General features: G+C 58.6%; 21 protein-coding genes and 1 riboswitch. Of the genes, 8 read left to right on the top strand and 13 right to left on the bottom strand.

Features of this window, described 5'->3' with window-relative positions; translation table 11 throughout:
• Nucleotides 1-68: 68 nt before the first annotated feature.
• Nucleotides 69-300, bottom strand: a riboswitch (cobalamin riboswitch).
• Between the two features lie 154 nt (nucleotides 301-454).
• Together ACYZUD_RS32705 and ACYZUD_RS32700 are read left to right on the top strand one after the other, a co-directional pair.
• Nucleotides 455-1,039: a hypothetical protein gene (locus tag ACYZUD_RS32705; RefSeq protein WP_462021894.1), complete on the top strand. Its 585-nt coding sequence runs from the start codon at nucleotides 455-457 to the stop codon at nucleotides 1,037-1,039.
• Nucleotides 1,040-1,106: 67 nt separating this feature from the next.
• Nucleotides 1,107-2,420, top strand: a complete 1,314-nt coding sequence (locus ACYZUD_RS32700; RefSeq protein ID WP_462021893.1) for a PQQ-dependent sugar dehydrogenase — start codon at nucleotides 1,107-1,109, stop codon at nucleotides 2,418-2,420.
• 92 nt (nucleotides 2,421-2,512) lie between these two features.
• Here the strand turns inward: ACYZUD_RS32700 and ACYZUD_RS32695 are convergent, their stop codons facing one another.
• From ACYZUD_RS32695 to ACYZUD_RS32670, 6 genes are all read right to left on the bottom strand, one after another.
• Entirely contained in the window at nucleotides 2,513-3,166 is a 654-nt protein-coding gene (locus tag ACYZUD_RS32695; RefSeq protein WP_462021892.1) for an O-methyltransferase, read from the bottom strand.
• A gap of 15 nt (nucleotides 3,167-3,181) precedes the next feature.
• The gene (locus ACYZUD_RS32690; RefSeq protein ID WP_462021891.1) at nucleotides 3,182-3,718 is read right to left on the bottom strand and encodes a C40 family peptidase; all 537 of its coding nucleotides are present in this window, start codon (nucleotides 3,716-3,718) and stop codon (nucleotides 3,182-3,184) included.
• 222 nt (nucleotides 3,719-3,940) lie between these two features.
• Nucleotides 3,941-4,567: a C40 family peptidase gene (locus tag ACYZUD_RS32685; RefSeq protein ID WP_462021890.1), complete on the bottom strand. Its 627-nt coding sequence runs from the start codon at nucleotides 4,565-4,567 to the stop codon at nucleotides 3,941-3,943.
• Nucleotides 4,568-4,780: 213 nt separating this feature from the next.
• The gene (hda, locus tag ACYZUD_RS32680) at nucleotides 4,781-5,485 is read right to left on the bottom strand and encodes a DnaA regulatory inactivator Hda (RefSeq protein ID WP_008033543.1); all 705 of its coding nucleotides are present in this window, start codon (nucleotides 5,483-5,485) and stop codon (nucleotides 4,781-4,783) included.
• 230 nt (nucleotides 5,486-5,715) lie between these two features.
• Nucleotides 5,716-6,789, bottom strand: coding sequence for an AI-2E family transporter (locus tag ACYZUD_RS32675; RefSeq protein ID WP_462021889.1), 1,074 nt, complete (start codon nucleotides 6,787-6,789; stop codon nucleotides 5,716-5,718).
• Nucleotides 6,790-6,825: 36 nt separating this feature from the next.
• A complete protein-coding gene (locus ACYZUD_RS32670) occupies nucleotides 6,826-7,884 on the bottom strand; it encodes a DUF2066 domain-containing protein (RefSeq protein WP_462021887.1) in 1,059 nt (352 codons plus the stop codon).
• Between the two features lie 382 nt (nucleotides 7,885-8,266).
• On the opposite strand from ACYZUD_RS32670, the gene purM reads away from it, so the two are divergent.
• Genes purM through ACYZUD_RS32655 form a run of 3 tightly spaced genes read left to right on the top strand, consistent with a single transcriptional unit; the run spans nucleotide 8,267 to nucleotide 10,697 of the window.
• A complete protein-coding gene (gene purM, locus ACYZUD_RS32665) occupies nucleotides 8,267-9,325 on the top strand; it encodes a phosphoribosylformylglycinamidine cyclo-ligase (protein WP_010456810.1) in 1,059 nt (352 codons plus the stop codon).
• Nucleotides 9,325-9,975, top strand: coding sequence for a phosphoribosylglycinamide formyltransferase (purN, locus tag ACYZUD_RS32660; protein ID WP_462021886.1), 651 nt, complete (start codon nucleotides 9,325-9,327; stop codon nucleotides 9,973-9,975). Before purM ends, purN begins: the two co-directional genes overlap by 1 nt.
• Before the next feature lie 8 nt (nucleotides 9,976-9,983).
• Nucleotides 9,984-10,697: a DUF3108 domain-containing protein gene (locus ACYZUD_RS32655; protein ID WP_462021885.1), complete on the top strand. Its 714-nt coding sequence runs from the start codon at nucleotides 9,984-9,986 to the stop codon at nucleotides 10,695-10,697.
• 135 nt (nucleotides 10,698-10,832) lie between these two features.
• Here the strand turns inward: ACYZUD_RS32655 and ACYZUD_RS32650 are convergent, their stop codons facing one another.
• Entirely contained in the window at nucleotides 10,833-11,852 is a 1,020-nt protein-coding gene (locus ACYZUD_RS32650; RefSeq protein ID WP_462021884.1) for an amidohydrolase family protein, read from the bottom strand.
• A 154-nt stretch (nucleotides 11,853-12,006) separates the two neighbouring features.
• Between ACYZUD_RS32650 and ACYZUD_RS32645 the strand changes: the two genes are divergently transcribed.
• Nucleotides 12,007-12,423, top strand: a complete 417-nt coding sequence (locus ACYZUD_RS32645) for an OsmC family protein (protein WP_462021883.1) — start codon at nucleotides 12,007-12,009, stop codon at nucleotides 12,421-12,423.
• 61 nt (nucleotides 12,424-12,484) lie between these two features.
• Nucleotides 12,485-13,345, top strand: a complete 861-nt coding sequence (locus tag ACYZUD_RS32640; RefSeq protein WP_462021882.1) for a pirin family protein — start codon at nucleotides 12,485-12,487, stop codon at nucleotides 13,343-13,345.
• A gap of 100 nt (nucleotides 13,346-13,445) precedes the next feature.
• On the opposite strand, the gene ACYZUD_RS32635 is transcribed toward ACYZUD_RS32640, so the two are convergent.
• The 4 genes from ACYZUD_RS32635 to ACYZUD_RS32620 all read right to left on the bottom strand — a co-directional run bounded on the left by ACYZUD_RS32635 (nucleotide 13,446) and on the right by ACYZUD_RS32620 (nucleotide 17,151).
• Complete coding sequence (locus ACYZUD_RS32635; protein ID WP_462021881.1) at nucleotides 13,446-14,174, bottom strand: dienelactone hydrolase family protein; 729 nt, start codon at nucleotides 14,172-14,174, stop codon at nucleotides 13,446-13,448.
• Nucleotides 14,175-14,240: 66 nt separating this feature from the next.
• The gene (gene htpG / locus ACYZUD_RS32630) at nucleotides 14,241-16,145 is read right to left on the bottom strand and encodes a molecular chaperone HtpG (RefSeq protein WP_462021880.1); all 1,905 of its coding nucleotides are present in this window, start codon (nucleotides 16,143-16,145) and stop codon (nucleotides 14,241-14,243) included.
• An 80-nt stretch (nucleotides 16,146-16,225) separates the two neighbouring features.
• The gene (locus tag ACYZUD_RS32625) at nucleotides 16,226-16,678 is read right to left on the bottom strand and encodes a PaaI family thioesterase (protein ID WP_462021879.1); all 453 of its coding nucleotides are present in this window, start codon (nucleotides 16,676-16,678) and stop codon (nucleotides 16,226-16,228) included.
• A complete protein-coding gene (locus ACYZUD_RS32620) occupies nucleotides 16,675-17,151 on the bottom strand; it encodes a PaaI family thioesterase (protein ID WP_462021878.1) in 477 nt (158 codons plus the stop codon). Before ACYZUD_RS32620 ends, ACYZUD_RS32625 begins: the two co-directional genes overlap by 4 nt.
• Before the next feature lie 158 nt (nucleotides 17,152-17,309).
• On the opposite strand from ACYZUD_RS32620, the gene ACYZUD_RS32615 reads away from it, so the two are divergent.
• Entirely contained in the window at nucleotides 17,310-17,555 is a 246-nt protein-coding gene (locus tag ACYZUD_RS32615; RefSeq protein WP_462021877.1) for a hypothetical protein, read from the top strand.
• Nucleotides 17,556-17,636: 81 nt separating this feature from the next.
• Here the strand turns inward: ACYZUD_RS32615 and ACYZUD_RS32610 are convergent, their stop codons facing one another.
• Both ACYZUD_RS32610 and ACYZUD_RS32605 read right to left on the bottom strand, forming a co-directional pair.
• A complete protein-coding gene (locus tag ACYZUD_RS32610; RefSeq protein WP_462021876.1) occupies nucleotides 17,637-18,038 on the bottom strand; it encodes an MAPEG family protein in 402 nt (133 codons plus the stop codon).
• Nucleotides 18,038-18,775 (bottom strand): DUF599 domain-containing protein, encoded by a 738-nt coding sequence (locus ACYZUD_RS32605; RefSeq protein ID WP_462021875.1) that lies wholly within the window; start codon nucleotides 18,773-18,775, stop codon nucleotides 18,038-18,040. Before ACYZUD_RS32605 ends, ACYZUD_RS32610 begins: the two co-directional genes overlap by 1 nt.
• Nucleotides 18,776-18,873: the final 98 nt, after the last annotated feature.

Raw genomic sequence — 18,873 nt, 5'->3', positions numbered from 1 at the left:
CGTTGAGGCTGGAAACGGCGGGCAGGCACAAGAATAGACGGCAAGAAGCCTGGCATCGCCCACCGTGATGCCACTGGATGAATCAGGCCGGTCTCCGGGCTCATGAGCGGCGTTCGCCGGACTGCGCGCCTTCCCATGTCGATTATCGACACAGTGGCTCAAGGCACAGTCTTCACTCATTTACCGTTGCGGGGGCAGCGCCGGGATCGTGATCTTCTTCCCTGGAAGAGATGACTCACCGGCTTCCCTGTTTCACTCTGTCGACCAATGCCACAGAGCACCTGAAACAAGCCGCGAAGGTTAGAGGGTTGGGGGTGGAGCGTCAATTAAAGCCGGGACGCCACTGAGCGAATAACTGCCGTTGATCAACTAAATGACGTCAATCTTGTGCCACACTCACAGCAGTGATATCAAAGAGCCACAACCTGACAACACAATAAGAAGAGGGAGCCACATGCAAGGCATGATCATCAGCAACCCGAAGCTGGAATTCCTGCGTCCGGTGCTGGAACGCTGGTTTGACTGTATCGACCGCTACAATGCCGTGCGTGGCGATAACGACACGCCTTACTGGTACGACGAAAAAGCCAACCTCGGGTTGCTCTCCGCGGCTGCCTGGATGGCGGAAATGGTCACGCTGCAACAAACGCCAACCCGCAAACAGAACGAAGAAGGTGAACGCAACGCCCGCGCCGATCTGTTTATCGCCACCCCCGAAGAACGCGCCTACCTTCAGGCCACTCAACGCTGGCCGCGGGTCAACAGTCTGAACCTGAGTCAGGCCCTGATCGATATCACCAGCGACGCGAAAAGGATCGCCTACGCCAGCGACCTGAAACTCGGCTGCCTGTTCGTTGCACCGCAAAAGGCCCAGCATAGTGCTACGCCGGAAGAGCTTCAGGACATGGTCGACGACCTGCAAAAGGAACATACCTGCGCCGTGGCCTGGTATTTCCCGTACGCCTATCGCAAGTTGCGCAACGAAGCCGGCAACTATCACCCCGGCATTGCCATCTTGCTCAGGGAAGCCCGCGGCTGACCGGTTGAACCATCGCACGACTAAGCTTCTCTATGATTAGGTCAATGCATTCATAGGGAAGATCAGCATGCGCAAGCCCCAGCTCGTTCTCGTCATCGCGCTCGCCGGAGGGCTCGCCGCCTGTGGTGAAACCTCCAGCCTGCAAGTCTCCGACGGCACCGGACCGTCGCCCAAACTGCCAGAACCGAACAAGACCCTGATCCCGACGGTGAACATCGCCCCGGCGATCGGCTGGCCGGACGGTGCCAAACCCACCGCCGCGGCGGGGACTCAGGTGGCGGCGTTTGCCGAAGGGCTCGATCACCCGCGCTGGCTCTATGTGCTGCCCAATGGCGACGTGCTGGTCGCTGAAACCAACGCACCACCCAAACCCGATGACGGCAAAGGCATTCGTGGCTGGGTCATGGGTAAAGTCATGGGCCGGGCCGGTGCTGGCGTACCGAGCCCGAACCGCATCACATTGCTGCGGGACAAGGATCACGACGGCATCGCCGAAACCCGCACAGTGTTTCTGGAAAACCTCAATTCACCGTTCGGCATGACCCTGATCGGCAATGACCTGTACGTCGCCGACACGGATCGCCTGCTGCGCTTCCACTATGAAAATGGCGATACGGCGATCAAGTCGCAGCCGATCAAAGTGGTCGACCTGCCGGGCGGCACGCTGAATCACCACTGGACCAAAAACGTCATCGCCAGCAAGGACGGGAGCAAGCTGTACGTCACGGTGGGCTCCAACAGCAATGTCGGCGAAAACGGCCTGGATCAGGAAGAAGGTCGCGCGGCGATCTGGGAAGTGGACCGCGCCACCGGCAACCATCGGATCTTCGCCTCGGGGATTCGCAATCCAAACGGCCTGGCCTGGGAGCCGCAGAGCGGCGCGCTGTGGACGGCGGTCAATGAGCGGGACGAAATCGGCAGCGACCTGGTGCCGGACTACATCACTTCCGTGAAGGACGGCGGGTTCTACGGCTGGCCTTACAGCTATTACGGCCAGCACGTCGACATTCGCGTCGAACCGCAAAACCCGGACCTTGTGGCCAAAGCCATTGCGCCGGACTACGCGGTCGGTCCGCATACCGCGTCGCTGGGCCTGACGTTTGCCGAAGGCAACGCACTGCCGGCGCAGTTCAAGGAAGGCGCATTCATCGGCCAGCACGGCTCGTGGAATCGCAAGCCGCACAGTGGTTATAAAGTGATTTTCGTGCCGTTCGCGGGGGGAAAACCGAACGGGCAACCGGTTGATGTGCTCACAGGCTTCCTCACTGACGACGAAAAAGCCATGGGCCGTCCGGTGGGCGTGGTGATTGATCAGCAGGGAGGTTTGCTGGTGGCGGATGATGTGGGGAACAAGGTGTGGCGCGTATCCGCGACTAAATAAAGATCAAAAGATCGCAGCCTTCGGCAGCTCCTACAGGGTGTACGCCATCCAATGTAGGAGCTGCCGAAGGCTGCGATCCTTTCAACGACCACCTACTTCTTGCGGCACAACGTTAATCCATCCCCCAACGGCAACAACGACAGATCCACACGCAAATCATCCTTCAAGGCGCGATTGAGCGCCTGGATGGCGCGGGTGTCTTCGCTTTCCGGATTCGCCTCCAGCACCCTTCCGCTCCACAGCGTGTTATCGAACACCGCCAGGCCACCAACGCGCAGCAGACGCAGCGCATGCTCCAGATAGCCAGGATAGTTGGCCTTGTCGGCATCGATGAAGATCAGATCGAATTGCCCTGGCTGATCCAGCTGGCTCAGGGTTTCCAGTGCAGGTGCCAGGCGCAGGTCAATTCGATCGGCGAGCCCGGCCTCCTGCCAGTAACGGCGCGCGATGGCGTTGTAGTCACCGGGAATATCACAGCAGATCAGCGAACCGTCATCTGGCAATGCCGCCGCCATGCACAGGGCGCTATAACCGGTGAAGGTGCCGACTTCCAGCAGCTTTCTGGCGCCGGTGAGCTTCACCAGCAACGCGAGGAACTGCCCCTGCTCCGGCGCCACCTGCCAGCGTGCCATGGGCAGCGCCTGGGTTTCGTCGCGCAGGCGCTTGAGCAGCGGCGTTTCCCGCAGGGAAACGTCGAGCAGGTATTGATACAGGGAATCGTCGAGATTGAGCGTGCGAGCGGTCATGACAACCTCTGCCAACTAGGGATTGCGCGCCAGGTGCTCAGGTTGCAAAACGCGCTTGGCGCTCAGGTAGGCTTTCTGCCAATAAGCCTTGGACAAGCTGTCGAGCTTCACCGTGCCACCGGTGGCCGGCGCATGGACGAAGCGACCTTCACCGACGTAGATCCCGGCATGGCTGACCTGAGAGCCGCCATTGGTGGCGAAGAAAATCAGGTCGCCGGTTTGCAGGCCTTCCTTGCCTACACTGGCCGCTTGCATGCTGATCATCTCGCGAGTGGTGCGTGGCAAGGAAATACCCGCAACATCACGGTAGACATAGCCGATCAGCCCGCTGCAATCAAAGCCCGAATCCGGTGTGTTGCCACCCCAGCGATAGGGCGTGCCAACGAGCCCGAGCGCGCGAAACAGCACGTCTTCCGCTTCTGGCGAAAAGGCTTGGGAGGGACCGAATACGATGGGAGCGCGAACCACCGGCGCAGGCGGCGGTGTGCGACTGGCGCAAGCGCTGAGCAGCGCTGCGAAGAACATGATTGCGAGGCGGGCCGACATCGTCATAAGCAGAACATCCTGATCTGGCTGCGGCTTTTTCCACCGACAGGGCAGAAAAGAAAACCGCCTGCGCAAGACGCAGGCGGTTTGCCATCAATAATAGATCAGGATTCTAGCGGCTACGCGGCAAACTTCAAGTAAGACTTTAAGTTCGCCTTACAAACCATCCGCCTACTCTGTTGCAGAGAGTCGTTTTGTCGCCACAGACGTGGCGGCAGCTTGAAAGGCTTACTTGCGTGCCGTAACCACGGTCGGGGCCATCGCGAGTGCGCGCTTGGCTTCGATAAAGGTCTTGCTCCAGTAGCTGTCGCCCAGGCTATCGACCCGGACCCCACCGCTTTTGCGGCTGCTGGAGTGGATGAACTGGTTGTCACCGAGGTAGATCCCGGCGTGGCTTACACGACCGCGACGACCATTGGTGGCGAAGAACAGCAGATCGCCGGGCTTGAGGGCACTGCGAGCCACCAGCGGAGCGTCCACGTTAATCATTTCGCGAGTGGAGCGCGGCAGGTTCATGCCGGCCTCTTCACGAAACAGGTAACCGATGAAGCCGCTGCAATCGAAGCCGGCTTCGGAGGTGCCGCCGAAACGGTAACGGGTACCGATCAGGGACATGCCACGTTCGAGAATGCTGTCGGCCAGAACCGGAAGCTGGTACGACTTGCCGTCGGCGAAGTCTGCCAGTTCTTTATCGGTGGCCAGCTCTTCCTGGAAAAGAACGGAAGAAGATTGGGCGGTAACTGAATTTTTAACCTGCTGTTGTTGCTCTTGCTGAGTCACTGGAGAGTGGGCAGCGCAACCGAACAACAGGGTGACGAGTGCGAGAGGCACGAGGGGTGCAAAGCGATTTAGCATGGGCACGACCGTGGCTGATAGTTGTAAAGAAGCCGAGACTATGCCCGCTATCAACCTCATTTGCAAATTCAATCGAACTTTATGTGACTTCTTGGTTTCGCGCTTACATCTAAGCGCTTAAGCCCCATTTAGACACTCGCGCAGCCTGCAACCCTGTAGGAAAGCGGATTTTCTGGCGCCTGAAATACGCCAAAACCCCGCCAGGGCTTGGCTTTACCAGCCCAGAGTCTCTTTCAGGAACGGAATCGTCAGCTTGCGCTGAGCCTGAAGGGAGGCCTGATCGAGACGTTCAAGCAACTCGAAAAGCGCACTCATGCTGCGGGTACCGCGAGTCAAAATGAAATGTCCGACCTCGTCGGTCAGGTGCAGGCCGCGCCGGGAAGCACGCAGTTGCAAGGCACGCAGTTTGTCTTCGTCGGACAGCGGGCGCATCTGGAAGATCAGCGCCAGGGTCAGACGGGATTTGAGGTCCGCCAGCTTCACCGGCAGTTCACGCGGGGATGTCGACGCGGCGATCAGCAGCCGCCGACCGCTGTCACGCAGACGATTGAACAGATGGAACAACGCCTCTTCCCAATCCGCCCGCCCGGCGACTGCTTGCAGGTCATCCAGGCACACCAGTTCGTATTGTTCGAGGTTGTCGAGGATTTCGATGCCACGATCCAGCAGTTCGGCCAATGGCAGATACACCGCCGGCTCTCCCAACTGCTCGAAGCGCAGGCAGGCCGCCTGCAACAAATGCGTACGCCCTACCCCGTCCTTGCCCCAGAGATAAATCAGGCTTTCGGTCCAGCCGGCATCGGCTTCGCAAAGCCGCTCGACATAGCCGAGTGCAGCGGCATTGGCGCCTGGGTAGTAATTGATAAAGGTAGCGTCATCACGCAGACGCACACCTAGGGGCAGCTGAATCGGTTTCATGCTGACTGAACAGTTCCAAAGGAACCGTTAGTGGCCTCTGTGTAAAGTTTGCGAAGTTTATACCCGTGACGCTGACCGCACAATGCGACAGACCATAAGCAAAATCAAAGGTTTGCGTTAATGCACCGGTTTTATGGCTGTTTCTTTGGCGCTACAGGTGACAGTCACGCGAAGGATACAGGCCAGCCCGGCAATGAACCGGGCGGCCCGCAATGAGCCATCAACAAGCCTTATAGCCCAGGCTCGTCGACACCCCCGTACATATCAGAATCCTTATATAAATCATGAACATGGCGCACCAGAACCATGATCACCGCCGCCACCGGCAACGCCAGCAGCACCCCGGTAAAACCGAACAGCTCGCCGCCGGCCAGGATCGCGAAGATCACCGCCACCGGGTGCAGACCGATCCGATCGCCCACCAGCAACGGCGTCAGCACCATGCCCTCCAGCGCCTGACCGACCATGAACACCGCGACGATACCGACCATGGGATACAAATCGCCACCGAACTGGAACAGACCGGCAATCAACGCCGCGCCAATCCCGATGACAAACCCCATGTACGGCACGATCGCCGCCAAACCGGCAATCAGGCCGATCAACAGCCCTAGCTCCAACCCCACCAGCATCAGGCCCGCCGCGTAGATCACGCCCAGCGCCACCATCACCAGCAACTGCCCGCGCACAAACGCCCCGAGCACTTCATGGCATTCACCCGCCAGGGTCACGATGCGCGCTTCGCGATCACGGGGCAGCAGGCTGCGGATCTTGGCCATCATCAAGTCCCAGTCCCGCAGCAGGTAGAAACTCACTACCGGGATCAACACCAGATTCGCCAGCCAACCGATCAACGCAAGGCCGGAAGCCGTCGCCTGACTCAGCACGATCCCGACAATGTCGGTGGTCTGGCCCATGTGCTCACTGATCGCTGCCTTGAGCTTGTCGAATTTCCAGAAGCCATCCGACAGCCCGAACTTCGATTGCGCCCACGGCAGTGCGGTGTGCTGCAACCAGTCGAGCATCTGCGGCGCCAGCTCATACAAGCGAAACAACTGCTTGGCGAGCATCGGCACCAGCACCAGCAGCAACGCCGTGAAGATCAAGGTGAACAGCGCAAACACCGCCACCACGCCCCAAGTTCGCGACAGACCAGCCTTCTCCAGCCGATCCACCAGCGGATCGAACAGATAGGCCAACAGCAGCGCCACCAGAAATGGCGTCAGGATCGGATGCAACAGCCAGACAAACGCGCAGAGCAGGATCACCCCACCCAACCAGAACCAACGCCGCGTATCGGCCATGAACCACTCCTGCTTCTATATAAGGAAAGAAAAAACTTACCAACGGAAACGCAACTGCGGTGTCGGAGCCGGGCTTGGCGCCACGGCAGGTGTCACACCGTCGACCACGGGTTGAACAGGTGCGGCCGGGGTCGGCGCTTCACCTGCCGCCACCTCCTGCAACTTCGCCAGCGACAGCTGCGCCCGCAGTTGATCGGCGCTGCCGTTGACCCGGTAAAGAATCCGGTCACCGTCAACACTTTGCAGACGCGCACCAAAGGGTTCCAGCAAACGTCCGAGTGCTGCGTAGCGTTCCAGGTTCATACCCTGCACCTCCAGCAATTGCTCGCCCGAAGCACCTGGCTTGACGACGAATCGCGGTGCCAGTCGTTGACTGACCGCCAGCATCACCGCATCGGCCACGGCGGCTTGATCCGCGCCCTGCACGTTACCCGCCTCCTTCTGATCGCCCAGCCACAAATGCCACTTGGCCTGCCACTGGCCGCCCTCTTCACGGGCATGCACCGCGAGCAAGGCGTCAGCGTTGTAACGGTCCGATGCACCGCGCAGTGGCGCCGCATCCGTACCTTCAAGATTTGGCGCCGTGGCGACCAGTTGTTCGCTCAGGTCCGCCAAAGGCAAACGCAGCGGCAATCCACGGTGTTGGGCGGCGCGACGCAGCGGCGCAGCGGCGGCCTGGCCATCACCCACCAGACTTGAACCCTCGGTGGAGTCGTTCAACCACCACGCAAGGATCGACGGCCGGTTCGCGCCCCACAGCGATAACCCGGCACGACGCAACGCCTGTTCGGTGGTGGCCGGGTCGAAATCGACCTTCAGCACTTCCGGCGGCCCGGCGTCGAAGCCGTACTGACTGATGATCTGTTGCGGGTCTTTGCGGATGGCCGCCAACCCTGGGCTTTGCGCAGCCTTGGGGTCGCCGGTCAGACGCAACACCAGCGTGTCCAGCGCTCGCTGGGTAGCTTGATCGCGCTCCTCAGGTGCCTGACTGGTGACAGGCTCGCGCACCTGATAAAGGCTTTTGACGGTTTCGGCATGACTCGCCAGGCTGACCAGTGACAAACAACCCACAAACAATGATCTGAAAAAACGCATGGAGGATTCCTGACGACAAGAGCGGCTGGAACAGACCGCATGAAGACAATCGAGCAAGGCTGTGACCATCGCCCGGCGCAAAACATTCACACGACCTCGGTAGTTTTTAGCACTGCCATAACGATAGACGGTAACTGGCGATACCTTATACAGCCATCGGCAAGGTCGCCAACACGCGCAATAACGGTTTTTTTATGCCGATATGCCCCTGCTGTCGGCCTGAGGATGGCCGCTGCCCCTCAAGCCTGATAAAATCGCGCGCCTTCGCAGACCGGCAACAGCCGGGCACCCTGAAATTCGCGCAAGGCACTCGCCTTCGTTCGTTTCGGCGGTCCCACTGGACTCGGTCGTTACCCCTGAATCCCCCCTAAAGGCCTGGATCATGAGCAAGCAACCCTCCCTGAGCTACAAGGACGCCGGTGTAGACATCGACGCCGGTGAAGCATTGGTCGAACGCATCAAGAGCGTCGCCAAGCGTACTGCGCGCCCGGAAGTCATGGGCGGCCTGGGCGGTTTCGGCGCCCTCTGCGAAATCCCGGCCGGCTACAAGCAGCCAGTGCTGGTTTCCGGTACTGACGGCGTCGGCACCAAGCTGCGCCTGGCACTGAACCTGAACAAGCACGACAGCATCGGCATCGACCTGGTTGCCATGTGCGTCAATGACCTGGTGGTCTGCGGCGCCGAGCCACTGTTCTTCCTCGACTACTACGCCACCGGCAAACTGAACGTCGAAACCGCGACCCAGGTCGTGACCGGCATCGGCGCTGGCTGTGAATTGTCCGGCTGCTCCCTGGTCGGCGGCGAAACCGCTGAAATGCCTGGCATGTACGAAGGCGAAGACTACGACCTGGCCGGCTTCTGCGTCGGCGTTGTGGAAAAATCCGAAATCATCGACGGTTCGAAAGTCGCTGCCGGCGATGCCCTGCTCGCCCTGCCGTCTTCCGGCCCGCACTCCAACGGCTACTCGCTGATCCGCAAGATCATCGAAGTGTCCGGTGCAGATATCGAAAACATCCAGCTCGACGGCAAACCGCTGACCGACCTGCTGATGGCTCCGACCCGTATCTACGTGAAGCCGCTGCTCAAGCTGATCAAGGACACCGGCGCCGTCAAAGCCATGGCCCACATCACCGGTGGCGGCCTGCTGGACAACATCCCGCGCGTTCTGCCAAAAGGCGCTCAAGCGGTGGTTGACGTCGCAAGCTGGACCCGCCCGGCCGTATTCGACTGGCTGCAAGAGAAAGGCAACGTCGACGAAAACGAAATGCACCGCGTGCTGAACTGCGGCGTGGGCATGGTCATCTGTGTCGCTCAAGAGCACGTTGAAACCGCGCTGAACGTGCTGCGTGAAGCCGGCGAGCAGCCTTGGGTCATCGGTCAGATCGCCACCGCTGCCGAAGGCGCGGCTCAGGTTGAACTGAAGAACCTCAAGGCTCATTAATGTCCGTCACCTGTGATGTGGTGGTGCTGTTGTCCGGCACCGGCAGTAACTTGCAGGCCTTGATCGACAGCACGCGGACCGGCGACAGCCCGGTCCGCATCGCTGCGGTGATTTCCAACCGCGCCGATGCCTTTGGCCTGCAACGCGCCAGGGACGCGGGTATCGACACCCGCGCCCTGGATCACAAGGCTTTCGAAGGCCGCGAGGCCTTTGATGCCGCGCTGATTGAACTGATCGACGCCTTCAACCCCAAACTCGTGGTACTGGCCGGCTTCATGCGCATTCTCAGCGCTGACTTCGTGCGTCACTACCAGGGTCGCCTGCTCAACATCCATCCCTCGCTGCTACCCAAATACAAAGGGTTACACACTCATCAGCGCGCGCTGGAGGCCGGCGACACTGAGCACGGCTGTTCCGTGCACTTCGTCACCGAGGAACTCGATGGCGGACCACTGGTCGTACAGGCAGTAATACCGGTAGAGTTGCACGATTCGCCGCAGAGTCTGGCGCAGCGAGTCCATGCCCAGGAACACCTGATCTACCCGATGGCTGTACGCTGGTTTGCCGAAGGTCGTTTATCACTCGGCGAGCAAGGTGCTTTACTGGATGGGAAGTTACTCGCGGCCAGCGGCCACTTGATTCGAACCTAGGAGATTTTATGCGTCGCGCCCTGCTCTTCGCTTGCGCTCTGCTCGTCCTGCCTTTTGCGCAGGCTGCAGACCTTCAACCCTTCTCCGCCAGCTACACCGCCGACTGGAAGCAGTTGCCCATGAGCGGCACTGCCGAACGCAACCTGACCAAGCAAGCCAACGGTGTCTGGAAGCTCAGCTTCAAGGCTTCGATGATGATCGCCAGCCTGACTGAAGAAAGTACCTTGACCGTGGACAAGGACACCCTGCTGCCCCAGTCCTACCACTTCGAACGTGGTGGCCTGGGCAAAGCCAAGAAAGCTGACCTGGACTTCGACTGGACCACCAAAATGGTCACCGGCACCGATCGTGGCGATCCGGTGAAGATCCCGCTCAACCGTGGCATGGTCGACAAGTCCACCTACCAACTGGCGCTGCAGCACGACGTCGCCGCCGGCAAGAAAAGCATGAGTTATCAGGTCGTCGATGATGGCGAAGTCGACACTTATGACTTCCGCGTGCTGGGTTCGGAGAAAGTCGACACCAAGGCTGGCCAGATTGATGCGATCAAGGTTGAGCGCGTGCGCGACCCGACACAAAGCAAACGCATTACCGTCCTGTGGTTCGCCAAGGACTGGGATTACCTGCTGGTTCGTCTGCAACAGGTTGAAACCGACGGCAAGGAGTACAACATCATGCTCCTCGACGGCACGGTCAACGGCAAGGCTGTCAAAGGCAGTTGATCCGGATTGATACGAATAAGCCTCGCTAATGCGGGGCTTTTTTTCGTCTGGTGGCTTCTTAAAAGATCGCAGCCTTCGGCAGCTCCTACAGGAGTTTGCATAAAAAAGCAGGAGCTGCCGAAGGCTGCGATCTTTTCAGGGCAACAACCCCTTCTTCGCTCTGGGCAGGATCGCCAGGAAATTGTCCCGCGCGACTTTTCTCGCTACCTCCTCAGGCAAGGCATCGAGAAACGGATCGAAGCTGCGCATTTCCTTACCCAGCTTGTTGAAACGTCCCACCACATCGGACCCGAGCATGAAGCGCTCCGGGAAGCGCTCGACCAGTCTCAACCACTCTTGCCGAGGCTTGCCCTGCTCATCCAGCAAGTAAGGCGTCAGCATGTTCCAGGACAGGTCGATGAACAGATTGGGATAGGCCTCAAGCATTCGCGTCAGGGTCGGCAACAGGAATTCAAGCTGGATCTGGTGTCGATGAATCTCGGCGCTGGTGCCGGCATGGGCCCAGATGAACCGTGTATGCGGATGATTGCGTAGCGGCTCTTCGACTTCAGCCAGGTACAGCGGATTTTTCTCACGCTTGGAGGTGATGTTGGAGTGCAGCATCACCGGTAAGTCGTTCTCGGCGGCGAGGTGGTAGATCCGCGTCATGGCCTCGTTATTCGCCCGGGGCGTATCACCGGAGGTCAGCGCAGTCACGTCGTCATGACGGGTGAAGACTTCGCCGATGCCCTGCCACAGGCCTGGGTTGAGATCGAGCATTCGCTGGATGTGGGCAACGGAGTTTTTATCGTTGGGGTTGAAGCCTGACAGGAACGGGTGAAAGTGCTGACGTTGCTCGGGTGTCAGCTTGTTCACGGCAGCCGCGACGATCACATCGGCGGCGCTGAACCAATAGGCATCAGCGTCATCGCCCGCGTAATAGCGCGGGCGCTTGGGCTCATCTTCATGCCATTTCTTGGCCACCGGGATGCCGGAAATCATCACATGCTCGATGCGATTGTCCGCCATGGCCTCGAGCAATTTCGGCATGCCTGCTGTTTCCTGGAAAAAATCCACGTAATGCAGGTGCGCATCGCTGTAGGCATATTCGCGGGCGTTGGCACACGCACTGGACAGCACCAACAGCCAGGCGAGGCTCAAGCGGTTCAGAGGCACGGGCAATCTCCGGAAAGTACGAATTAGCGTAGACCCCAGCAGGCGAAGCTGGGTTCACCCGGCAAGAAAGTGGAACGCGTAACAGGAGGAATGCTCTATAACTTCAAGGTCTTTTTTGATCGAATGACTTTTCCTGCTGCCTACGAGGTTTCCCATGACTGTTACCGTCAATACCGTTTCCGCCGAAGGTTTTCGTCATAGCGTCCAGATCGATGAGCACGAACTGTTTGCCGATGTACCCAAAGATGTCGGCGGTGAAGGCACTGCGCCAGAGCCCCACGACTACTTCGATGCCGCCCTCGGTGCCTGCAAGGCCCTGACCCTGAAGATGTACGCCAAGAAGAAGGACATCCCGCTGACCGGTGTCACGGTCGAGGTCAAACGCGATAACAGCGAAGAGCAAAAAGGCAAATATGCCCTGCACGTCAAACTGACGCTCAAGGGTGTGCTCACCGATGCCCAGCACGACGAACTGCACCGCGTCGCCGACCGCTGCCCTATCCACAAGCTGATGACCACCACCGAAGTCAGCATCGAAACCCATCTGTCGGAAGGCGCTTTCAGCCAATAGCGGTAAGGGCTGCGCAAGCGGGTTATGCTCCACGCGTCACCCGCTCAGCCTGGAATGCACCATGAACACTCCGCTCGTGATCCGTCCCCGCGCCGAAGATGTCGAAGGCCAGCCGATTCTTCGCCCTTTGCCGTCAGCCAAATGCCGCAGCGTCGGGCCCTTCGTGTTTTTTGACCACATGCTCGAAACCCGTTATCCCGCGGGCAAAGGCATGAACATCCGTCAGCATCCGCACATCGGTCTGTCCACCCTCACCTACTTGTTCGAAGGGAAGATCCAGCACAAGGACAGCCTCGGCTCCGACCAGGTGGTGGATGCCGGTGATGTCAGCTGGATGACGGCGGGCAGCGCGATTGCCCACGTCGAGCGCACGCCGCAGGCGCTCAAGGACAGCGGCTTCACGATGCACGGTTTGCAGATCTGGCTGGCGTCACCCAAAGATCATGAAACGGGGCCGGGGCACTACAGCCATCACCCGGCTGCCACGCTGCCGGTGAGCGATAACCTCGGGGTAAAGATCCGGATGATTGCCGGGTCAGGCTTTTGCCTGGAATCGCCGGTGCCGGTGCTTTCTCCTACGTTGTATGCGGAGTTGAACCTGCAAACGGCGACTACGTTGCTGATCCCTACCGAGCATGAAGAACGGGCGCTGTATGTGCTGGACGGCGAAGTGCAACTGGATGGCGAGTCGATAGAACCGCATGCACTGGTGGTGCTGCCTGCCGGGGAAGAGATGACGTTGTTCGCCGAGAGCGATTGTCATGCCGTGCTGTTTGGCGGCGCTCCACTGGATGGGCCGCGACGGATCAACTGGAATTTCGTGGCGAGCGATCCGGCGGCGATCGACGAAGCGCGGCGGCGCTGGGCGGCCGGGGATTGGCCGACGGTGCCGGGGGAAGTTGAGCGGATCGAACTGCCCTAGGGCAAAAATCAAAAGATCGCAGCCTTCGGCAGCTCCTACAGGATTATGCGTACACCTGTAGGAGCTGCCGAAGGCTGCGATCTTTTGATCTTAGGGGCAATCAGCCCTTGAACACTTCATCCAGCAAGTTATGCATCGACGCAAACGCACGACCCGCAGTCTTCGCGTCATACATCATCTTGCCCGGCACATTGGCATGCGGGTCGGTAAACGAATGCACCGCGCCGCCGTAGCTCAGCAGTTGCCAATCCACACCCGCCGCATTCATTTCATCCTCAAATGCCGGCAGTTGCTCTTTCGGCACCAACGGATCGGAAGCACCGTGCAACACCAGCACCGAGCCTTTGATGTTCTTGGCATCCGCCGGATTCGGCGAATCCAGCGTCCCGTGGAACGACACCGCCGCTTTGACAGGCACGCCAGTGCGAGCCAGATCCAGTGCGCAGCACCCGCCGAAGCAGAAACCGAACGTCGCCAGTTTCGAGGTATCGACTGCCGCCTCGCCCTGACTCTGCAACTGTTCGAATGCGGCCTGCAAGCGCTTGCGCAGCAGCGCGCGGTCATTCTTCAGCGGCATCATTGCCGCGCCCGCTTCGTCACCGTTCTGTGGACGAACCGATTGGCCATAGACGTCCGCAATCAACACCACATAACCCTTGGATGCCACCGATTTGGCGATCTCCTCGGCACCGGCGCTGACGCCCATCCAGTTCGGCGCCATCAACAGACCCGGGCGTGGGCCCTTATGGTCGGCATCGAAAGCCAGGCGGCTTTCGTACGACTGGCCATCGATCTGATAAGCGACGGAACGAACAGTGATTTGGCTCATGACTAACTCCCAGTAAAAGACACCAGAATGAAAAAACCCGCCGAAGCGGGTTTTTGTACAACGCAGTTAAACCGACAGTTCAACCAGCAGCTTGTTGAGGCGGCGCACATACGCAGCCGGGTCTTTCAAGCTGTCGCCGGCCGCCAGGGCCGCCTGATCGAAGAGAATGTGCGACAGGTCGCCGAAGCGCTCGTCGCTCTGCTCGTTGTCGAGTTTCTCGATCAGCGGGTGAGCCGGGTTGAACTCGAAGATCGGCTTGGAATCCGGAACCTTCTGACCGCTGGCTTCCAGAATCTGACGCATCTGCATGCCCAGGTCCTGCTCGCCGATGGCCAGAATCGCCGGGGAGTCGGTCAGACGGTGGGAAACCCGAACTTCAGCGACGGAGTCGCCCAGTGCAGTCTTCAGACGCTCAACCAGACCTTCTTTGGACTTGGCGACTTCTTCCGCGGCTTTCTTGTCCTCTTCCGAGTCCAGGTTGCCCAGGTCCAGGTCACCGCGCGCCACGTCGACAAAGCTCTTGCCGTCGAAGTCGTTGAGGTAGCTCATCAGCCACTCGTCGATGCGGTCGGTCAACAGCAGCACTTCGATGCCTTTCTTGCGGAAGACTTCCAGGTGCGGGCTGTTTTTGACTTGCGCGTAGGTTTCGCCGGTCAGGTAGTAAATCTTGTCCTGACCTTCCTTGGCGCGAGCCAGGTATTCGGCCAGACCTACAACTTGCTCGCCCTCTTCACCGCTGGTCGATGCGAAACGCAGCAGGCCAGCAATTTTCTCTTTGTTGGCGAAATCTTCTGCCGGGCCTTCTTTCATGACCTGACCGAAGTTCTTCCAGAAGCTTTTGTATTGCTCTGGCTCGTTCTTCGCCAGTTTTTCCAGCATATCGAGAACGCGCTTGGTCAGCGCCGACTTCATGGAGTCGATGATCGGGTCTTTCTGCAGGATTTCCCGCGACACGTTCAACGACAGGTCGTTGGAATCGACCACGCCTTTGATGAAACGCAGGTACAACGGCAGGAACGACTCGGCCTGATCCATGACGAACACGCGCTGCACGTAGAGCTTCAGACCTTTCGGCGCTTCACGCTGGTACAGGTCGAACGGTGCACGGCTCGGCACATAAAGCAGCGAGGTGTACTCCAGCTTGCCTTCGACCTTGTTATGGCTCCAGCTCAGCGGGTTTTCAAAGTCGTGAGCGACGTGCTTGTAGAACTCCTGGTATTCCTCATCCTTCACTTCAGTGCGAGGGCGAGTCCACAGGGCGCTGGCGCGGTTGACGGTTTCCCACTCAACGGCCGGCTTCTCTTCGCCCTCAGCGGCTGCCACTTCTTTCGGCAGTTCGATCGGCAAAGCGATGTGATCGGAGTACTTCTTGATGATGTTGCGCAGACGCCAGCCATCGGCGAACTCGTCTTCAGCCGATTTCAGGTGCAGGACAATGCGGGTACCGCGATCGGCTTTCTCGACGGTGGCGATTTCGAATTCGCCTTCGCCCTTGGACGACCAATGCACGCCTTCGCTGGCTGCGATGCCGGCACGGCGGCTGAATACGTCGACTTTGTCGGCGACGATGAATGCAGAGTAGAAACCGACACCAAACTGACCGATCAGGTGCGAGTCTTTCTTCTGATCGCCAGACAGGTGTTTCATGAAATCGGCAGTGCCGGATTTGGCGATGGTGCCCAGGTGGGTGATCGCATCTTCACGGCTCATGCCGATGCCGTTGTCTTCGAGGGTGACGGTTTTAGCGTCTTTGTCGAAGCTCACACGGATTTTCAGTTCAGCGCCACCTTCCAGCAGTTCAGGCTTGGACAGGGCTTCGAAACGTAATTTGTCGACAGCGTCAGAGGCGTTCGAGATCAATTCGCGAAGGAAGATTTCCTTGTTGGAATACAGCGAATGGATCATGAGGTGCAGCAGCTGCTTCACCTCGGTCTGGAAGCCCAGGGTTTCCTTTTGAGTTTCCACACTCATGGTCATCAAACTCCAATCAGATGGCTAAGCCGCGACCTTGAGGGTCAGCGGCGGGTTGTCATCAAAGTTGGGGGCTGAGTTCAGGATTTCAAGGGCTCTTCGATTTTGAAATGAGCCCGGGCCGTGGCAATCGGCTCCGCTTCGGTGCTTTGCCAGGCTGTAATCGCAACGTTGGCGACACGGCGTCCCTGACGGCAAACCTGGCAGCGAGCCCAGGTATCGCGAAACTGCCCGGCGCGCAGGTAGTCGAGGGAGAAGTCGATGATTTTCGGTACACCCGGCGAACCGGTGAAAATCAGCAGGTGCAGTGCTGCGGACAGCTCCATGAACCCGGCAATCACGCCGCCATGAATCGCCGGCAACAAAGGATTACCAATGTTGTCCTTGTTGGCCGGCAGGCGAAACAACAGCTCATCCCCGACGCGAGAACACTCGACACCAATCAGCTTGGCGTAGGGAATCAGGTGCAGCAGCGAGGCGTAGTCGCCCTGTTCATGGGCTTGCTGCAGTTGTTCCTTGAACGTATCGGTCATTTCACACCTCCGGCAATGACGCCGCCAAAGCCTTTGGTACCTTTGACGCCCTTGCCCATGCGCATGAAGGTGCCCACCACATGGGCGATGGGTTGCTCGGGATCGTCCTGATAGGCAAAACCGCGGGCAAAGATCACGTCGGTAGTGACCCGGTAGCACTGGGCGAATCCGTAGACATCCTTATGGGGTTCGGCGGCGTGCATGTAATCGATGCGCAGGTCCAGGGTCGGGCAGACTTCGAACTCGGGCAATACGCACAGGGTTGCCATGCCGCAAGCGGTGTCCATCAACGAGGTCAGGGCACCGCCATGGATCACACCGGTTTGCGGATTGCCGACGATCTGCGGGCTGTACGGCAGAATCACGGTGAGCCCTTCGCTGCTGGCGCTGTGAACTCGCAGCCCAAGTACCTGACAGTGTCGCAGCGCCGACAGGAATCGCGTCGCACGCTCAAAAACGGGGTTTTCGGCCATTTGATAAAAACTCTTCTTAGTGTCCGGTCAAAGCAGCAGGCGAAACCGCAAAAGTTCCGCCGTAAAACAAACTTATATATCTGAGCGAATTGAGGAACTTAACGCTGTGGGCTGTGCTCGAAAGGCCAGTAGATATTTTCCATAAGGAGAAACACCCCATGCGTAAGACTTTAGCTATTGCCTTGATGTTGACCGCTTCCCTCGGTCTCGCAGCCTGCGATAAAAAATCCGAGGACAAAGCTCAAGATGCTAACCAACATGCTGAGCAAGCTCAGCAGGACATGAGCAAAGCTCAGGATAAAGTGAACGACGCGGCGAAAGAAAACGCCGAAGCAGCCAAAGATCAGGCTGAATCGAACGATGCAGCGGCAAAAGAAGCTGCTCCAGAAGCACCTAAGAACTAAAACAGTTTTTAGCGTGACAAAAGAAAACCCGCCAAGTGCGGGTTTTCTTTTGTCTGTGGCTTTTGTTTTCACGGCCGGGCGTTACAGCAAAATCGTTCTAAAAGTCGGACTAATCATCAACAGCAACGAACACACTAGTCCAATGAACCACACCAGACTCCGCTGCCAGGCAAGATCAGCCCAATAGCACAGTAAATAAATGATTCGGGTAATCACGAAGATGATTGCCAGCGAGTCGATCAGCCATCCCGCCGTTTGCGTGGTGTGCGCCATCAACACCCCCACCGCAAACAATATGAACGCCTCGAAACAGTTCTGATGAGCCGCCACCGCTCGGGCGCCGAAGCCTGTGAGTTGCGCTTGCTGTTGACGCGGCAGGTGGTTGTCGTAACCACCCTGCTCATTCATCGCCTTGGCCACCGGGATCTTCGCCACGTAAATCAACAATGCGCTGATAAACACACACCAGAACGGGATACTCATCAGGCGGCTTCCTTGTTGGCGTCAGGCAATGGTGCCTCTGTAGGTGTATAGACCATCACATCGAGAACGTCAGAATGAAACTCGCGGCGATACAGCACCAGCACCACGCCGGCACTCATCAACATGAACAACCACGGGCTGACGAACCAGGCCAGCATGGTCATGCCGAAGTAATAAGAGCGCAGGCCAAAGTTGAACTGGTTGGCGGCCATGGAAATGACACGCGCCGCACGGGCCGCAAAGGCTTTACGCTCCTGTTCGGAAACGTGGCGCTCACCGACCATCGGCGCCGAGCCAATCAGGATCGCCGCAAAGTTGTACTGACGCATGCACCAGCTGAACGTAAAGAACGCATACACAAACACCAGCGCCAGGCACAGCAATTTGATCTCCGACATCCCTTGGGATGCCTGCTGCACCATCGGGATGTCCGCCAGCAACGATACGGCCCTTTCGGAAGCACCGAGCACGGTGAGGATACCAGCCAGGATAATCAGTGTGCTGGAGGCAAAGAACGAAGCGTTGCGTTCCAGGTTACCGACCACGCTGGCGTCGGCGATACGGTTGTCCCGCAACAACATCCGGCGCATCCAGTCTTCACGATACAAGTGCAACACACTGGCCAGGCACGCGGTGTCGCGGCCCTTCCATGTCGCATAACGGGTGTAGCCGCCCCAGCAGATGACGAACCAAAGCGCGGCAAGAATGTGGATCAGGTTGGCGTGGATGAACGACATGCAGGTCCTTGTGATGTTTTGAACGGAATGTCAGAAACCTTGTGAGAGCGAGCCTGCTCGCGATAGCGGTAGATCAGTCAACATCGCTATTGAACATG

Source organism: Pseudomonas sp. XS1P51 (genome assembly GCF_054897845.1).
This window is presented reverse-complemented; position numbering and strand designations above follow the sequence as displayed.

Bases quoted from the DNA above. Each gene is read 5' to 3' on its own strand.
- purN (WP_462021886.1), top strand. From the start codon at position 9,325: ATGTCCGTCACCTGTGATGTGGTGGTGCTGTTGTCCGGCACCGGCAGT.
- ACYZUD_RS32615 (WP_462021877.1), top strand. From the start codon at position 17,310: ATGCGTAAGACTTTAGCTATTGCCTTGATGTTGACCGCTTCCCTCGGT.
- ACYZUD_RS32655 (WP_462021885.1), top strand. From the start codon at position 9,984: ATGCGTCGCGCCCTGCTCTTCGCTTGCGCTCTGCTCGTCCTGCCTTTT.
- hda (WP_008033543.1), bottom strand. From the start codon at position 5,485: ATGAAACCGATTCAGCTGCCCCTAGGTGTGCGTCTGCGTGATGACGCT.
- ACYZUD_RS32675 (WP_462021889.1), bottom strand. From the start codon at position 6,789: ATGGCCGATACGCGGCGTTGGTTCTGGTTGGGTGGGGTGATCCTGCTC.
- ACYZUD_RS32690 (WP_462021891.1), bottom strand. From the start codon at position 3,718: ATGACGATGTCGGCCCGCCTCGCAATCATGTTCTTCGCAGCGCTGCTC.
- ACYZUD_RS32605 (WP_462021875.1), bottom strand. From the start codon at position 18,775: ATGTCGTTCATCCACGCCAACCTGATCCACATTCTTGCCGCGCTTTGG.
- ACYZUD_RS32695 (WP_462021892.1), bottom strand. From the start codon at position 3,166: ATGACCGCTCGCACGCTCAATCTCGACGATTCCCTGTATCAATACCTG.
- ACYZUD_RS32645 (WP_462021883.1), top strand. From the start codon at position 12,007: ATGACTGTTACCGTCAATACCGTTTCCGCCGAAGGTTTTCGTCATAGC.
- ACYZUD_RS32705 (WP_462021894.1), top strand. From the start codon at position 455: ATGCAAGGCATGATCATCAGCAACCCGAAGCTGGAATTCCTGCGTCCG.
- ACYZUD_RS32635 (WP_462021881.1), bottom strand. From the start codon at position 14,174: ATGAGCCAAATCACTGTTCGTTCCGTCGCTTATCAGATCGATGGCCAG.
- ACYZUD_RS32625 (WP_462021879.1), bottom strand. From the start codon at position 16,678: ATGACCGATACGTTCAAGGAACAACTGCAGCAAGCCCATGAACAGGGC.
- ACYZUD_RS32700 (WP_462021893.1), top strand. From the start codon at position 1,107: ATGCGCAAGCCCCAGCTCGTTCTCGTCATCGCGCTCGCCGGAGGGCTC.
- ACYZUD_RS32670 (WP_462021887.1), bottom strand. From the start codon at position 7,884: ATGCGTTTTTTCAGATCATTGTTTGTGGGTTGTTTGTCACTGGTCAGC.
- ACYZUD_RS32640 (WP_462021882.1), top strand. From the start codon at position 12,485: ATGAACACTCCGCTCGTGATCCGTCCCCGCGCCGAAGATGTCGAAGGC.
- htpG (WP_462021880.1), bottom strand. From the start codon at position 16,145: ATGAGTGTGGAAACTCAAAAGGAAACCCTGGGCTTCCAGACCGAGGTG.
- ACYZUD_RS32610 (WP_462021876.1), bottom strand. From the start codon at position 18,038: ATGAGTATCCCGTTCTGGTGTGTGTTTATCAGCGCATTGTTGATTTAC.
- ACYZUD_RS32685 (WP_462021890.1), bottom strand. From the start codon at position 4,567: ATGCTAAATCGCTTTGCACCCCTCGTGCCTCTCGCACTCGTCACCCTG.
- ACYZUD_RS32620 (WP_462021878.1), bottom strand. From the start codon at position 17,151: ATGGCCGAAAACCCCGTTTTTGAGCGTGCGACGCGATTCCTGTCGGCG.
- purM (WP_010456810.1), top strand. From the start codon at position 8,267: ATGAGCAAGCAACCCTCCCTGAGCTACAAGGACGCCGGTGTAGACATC.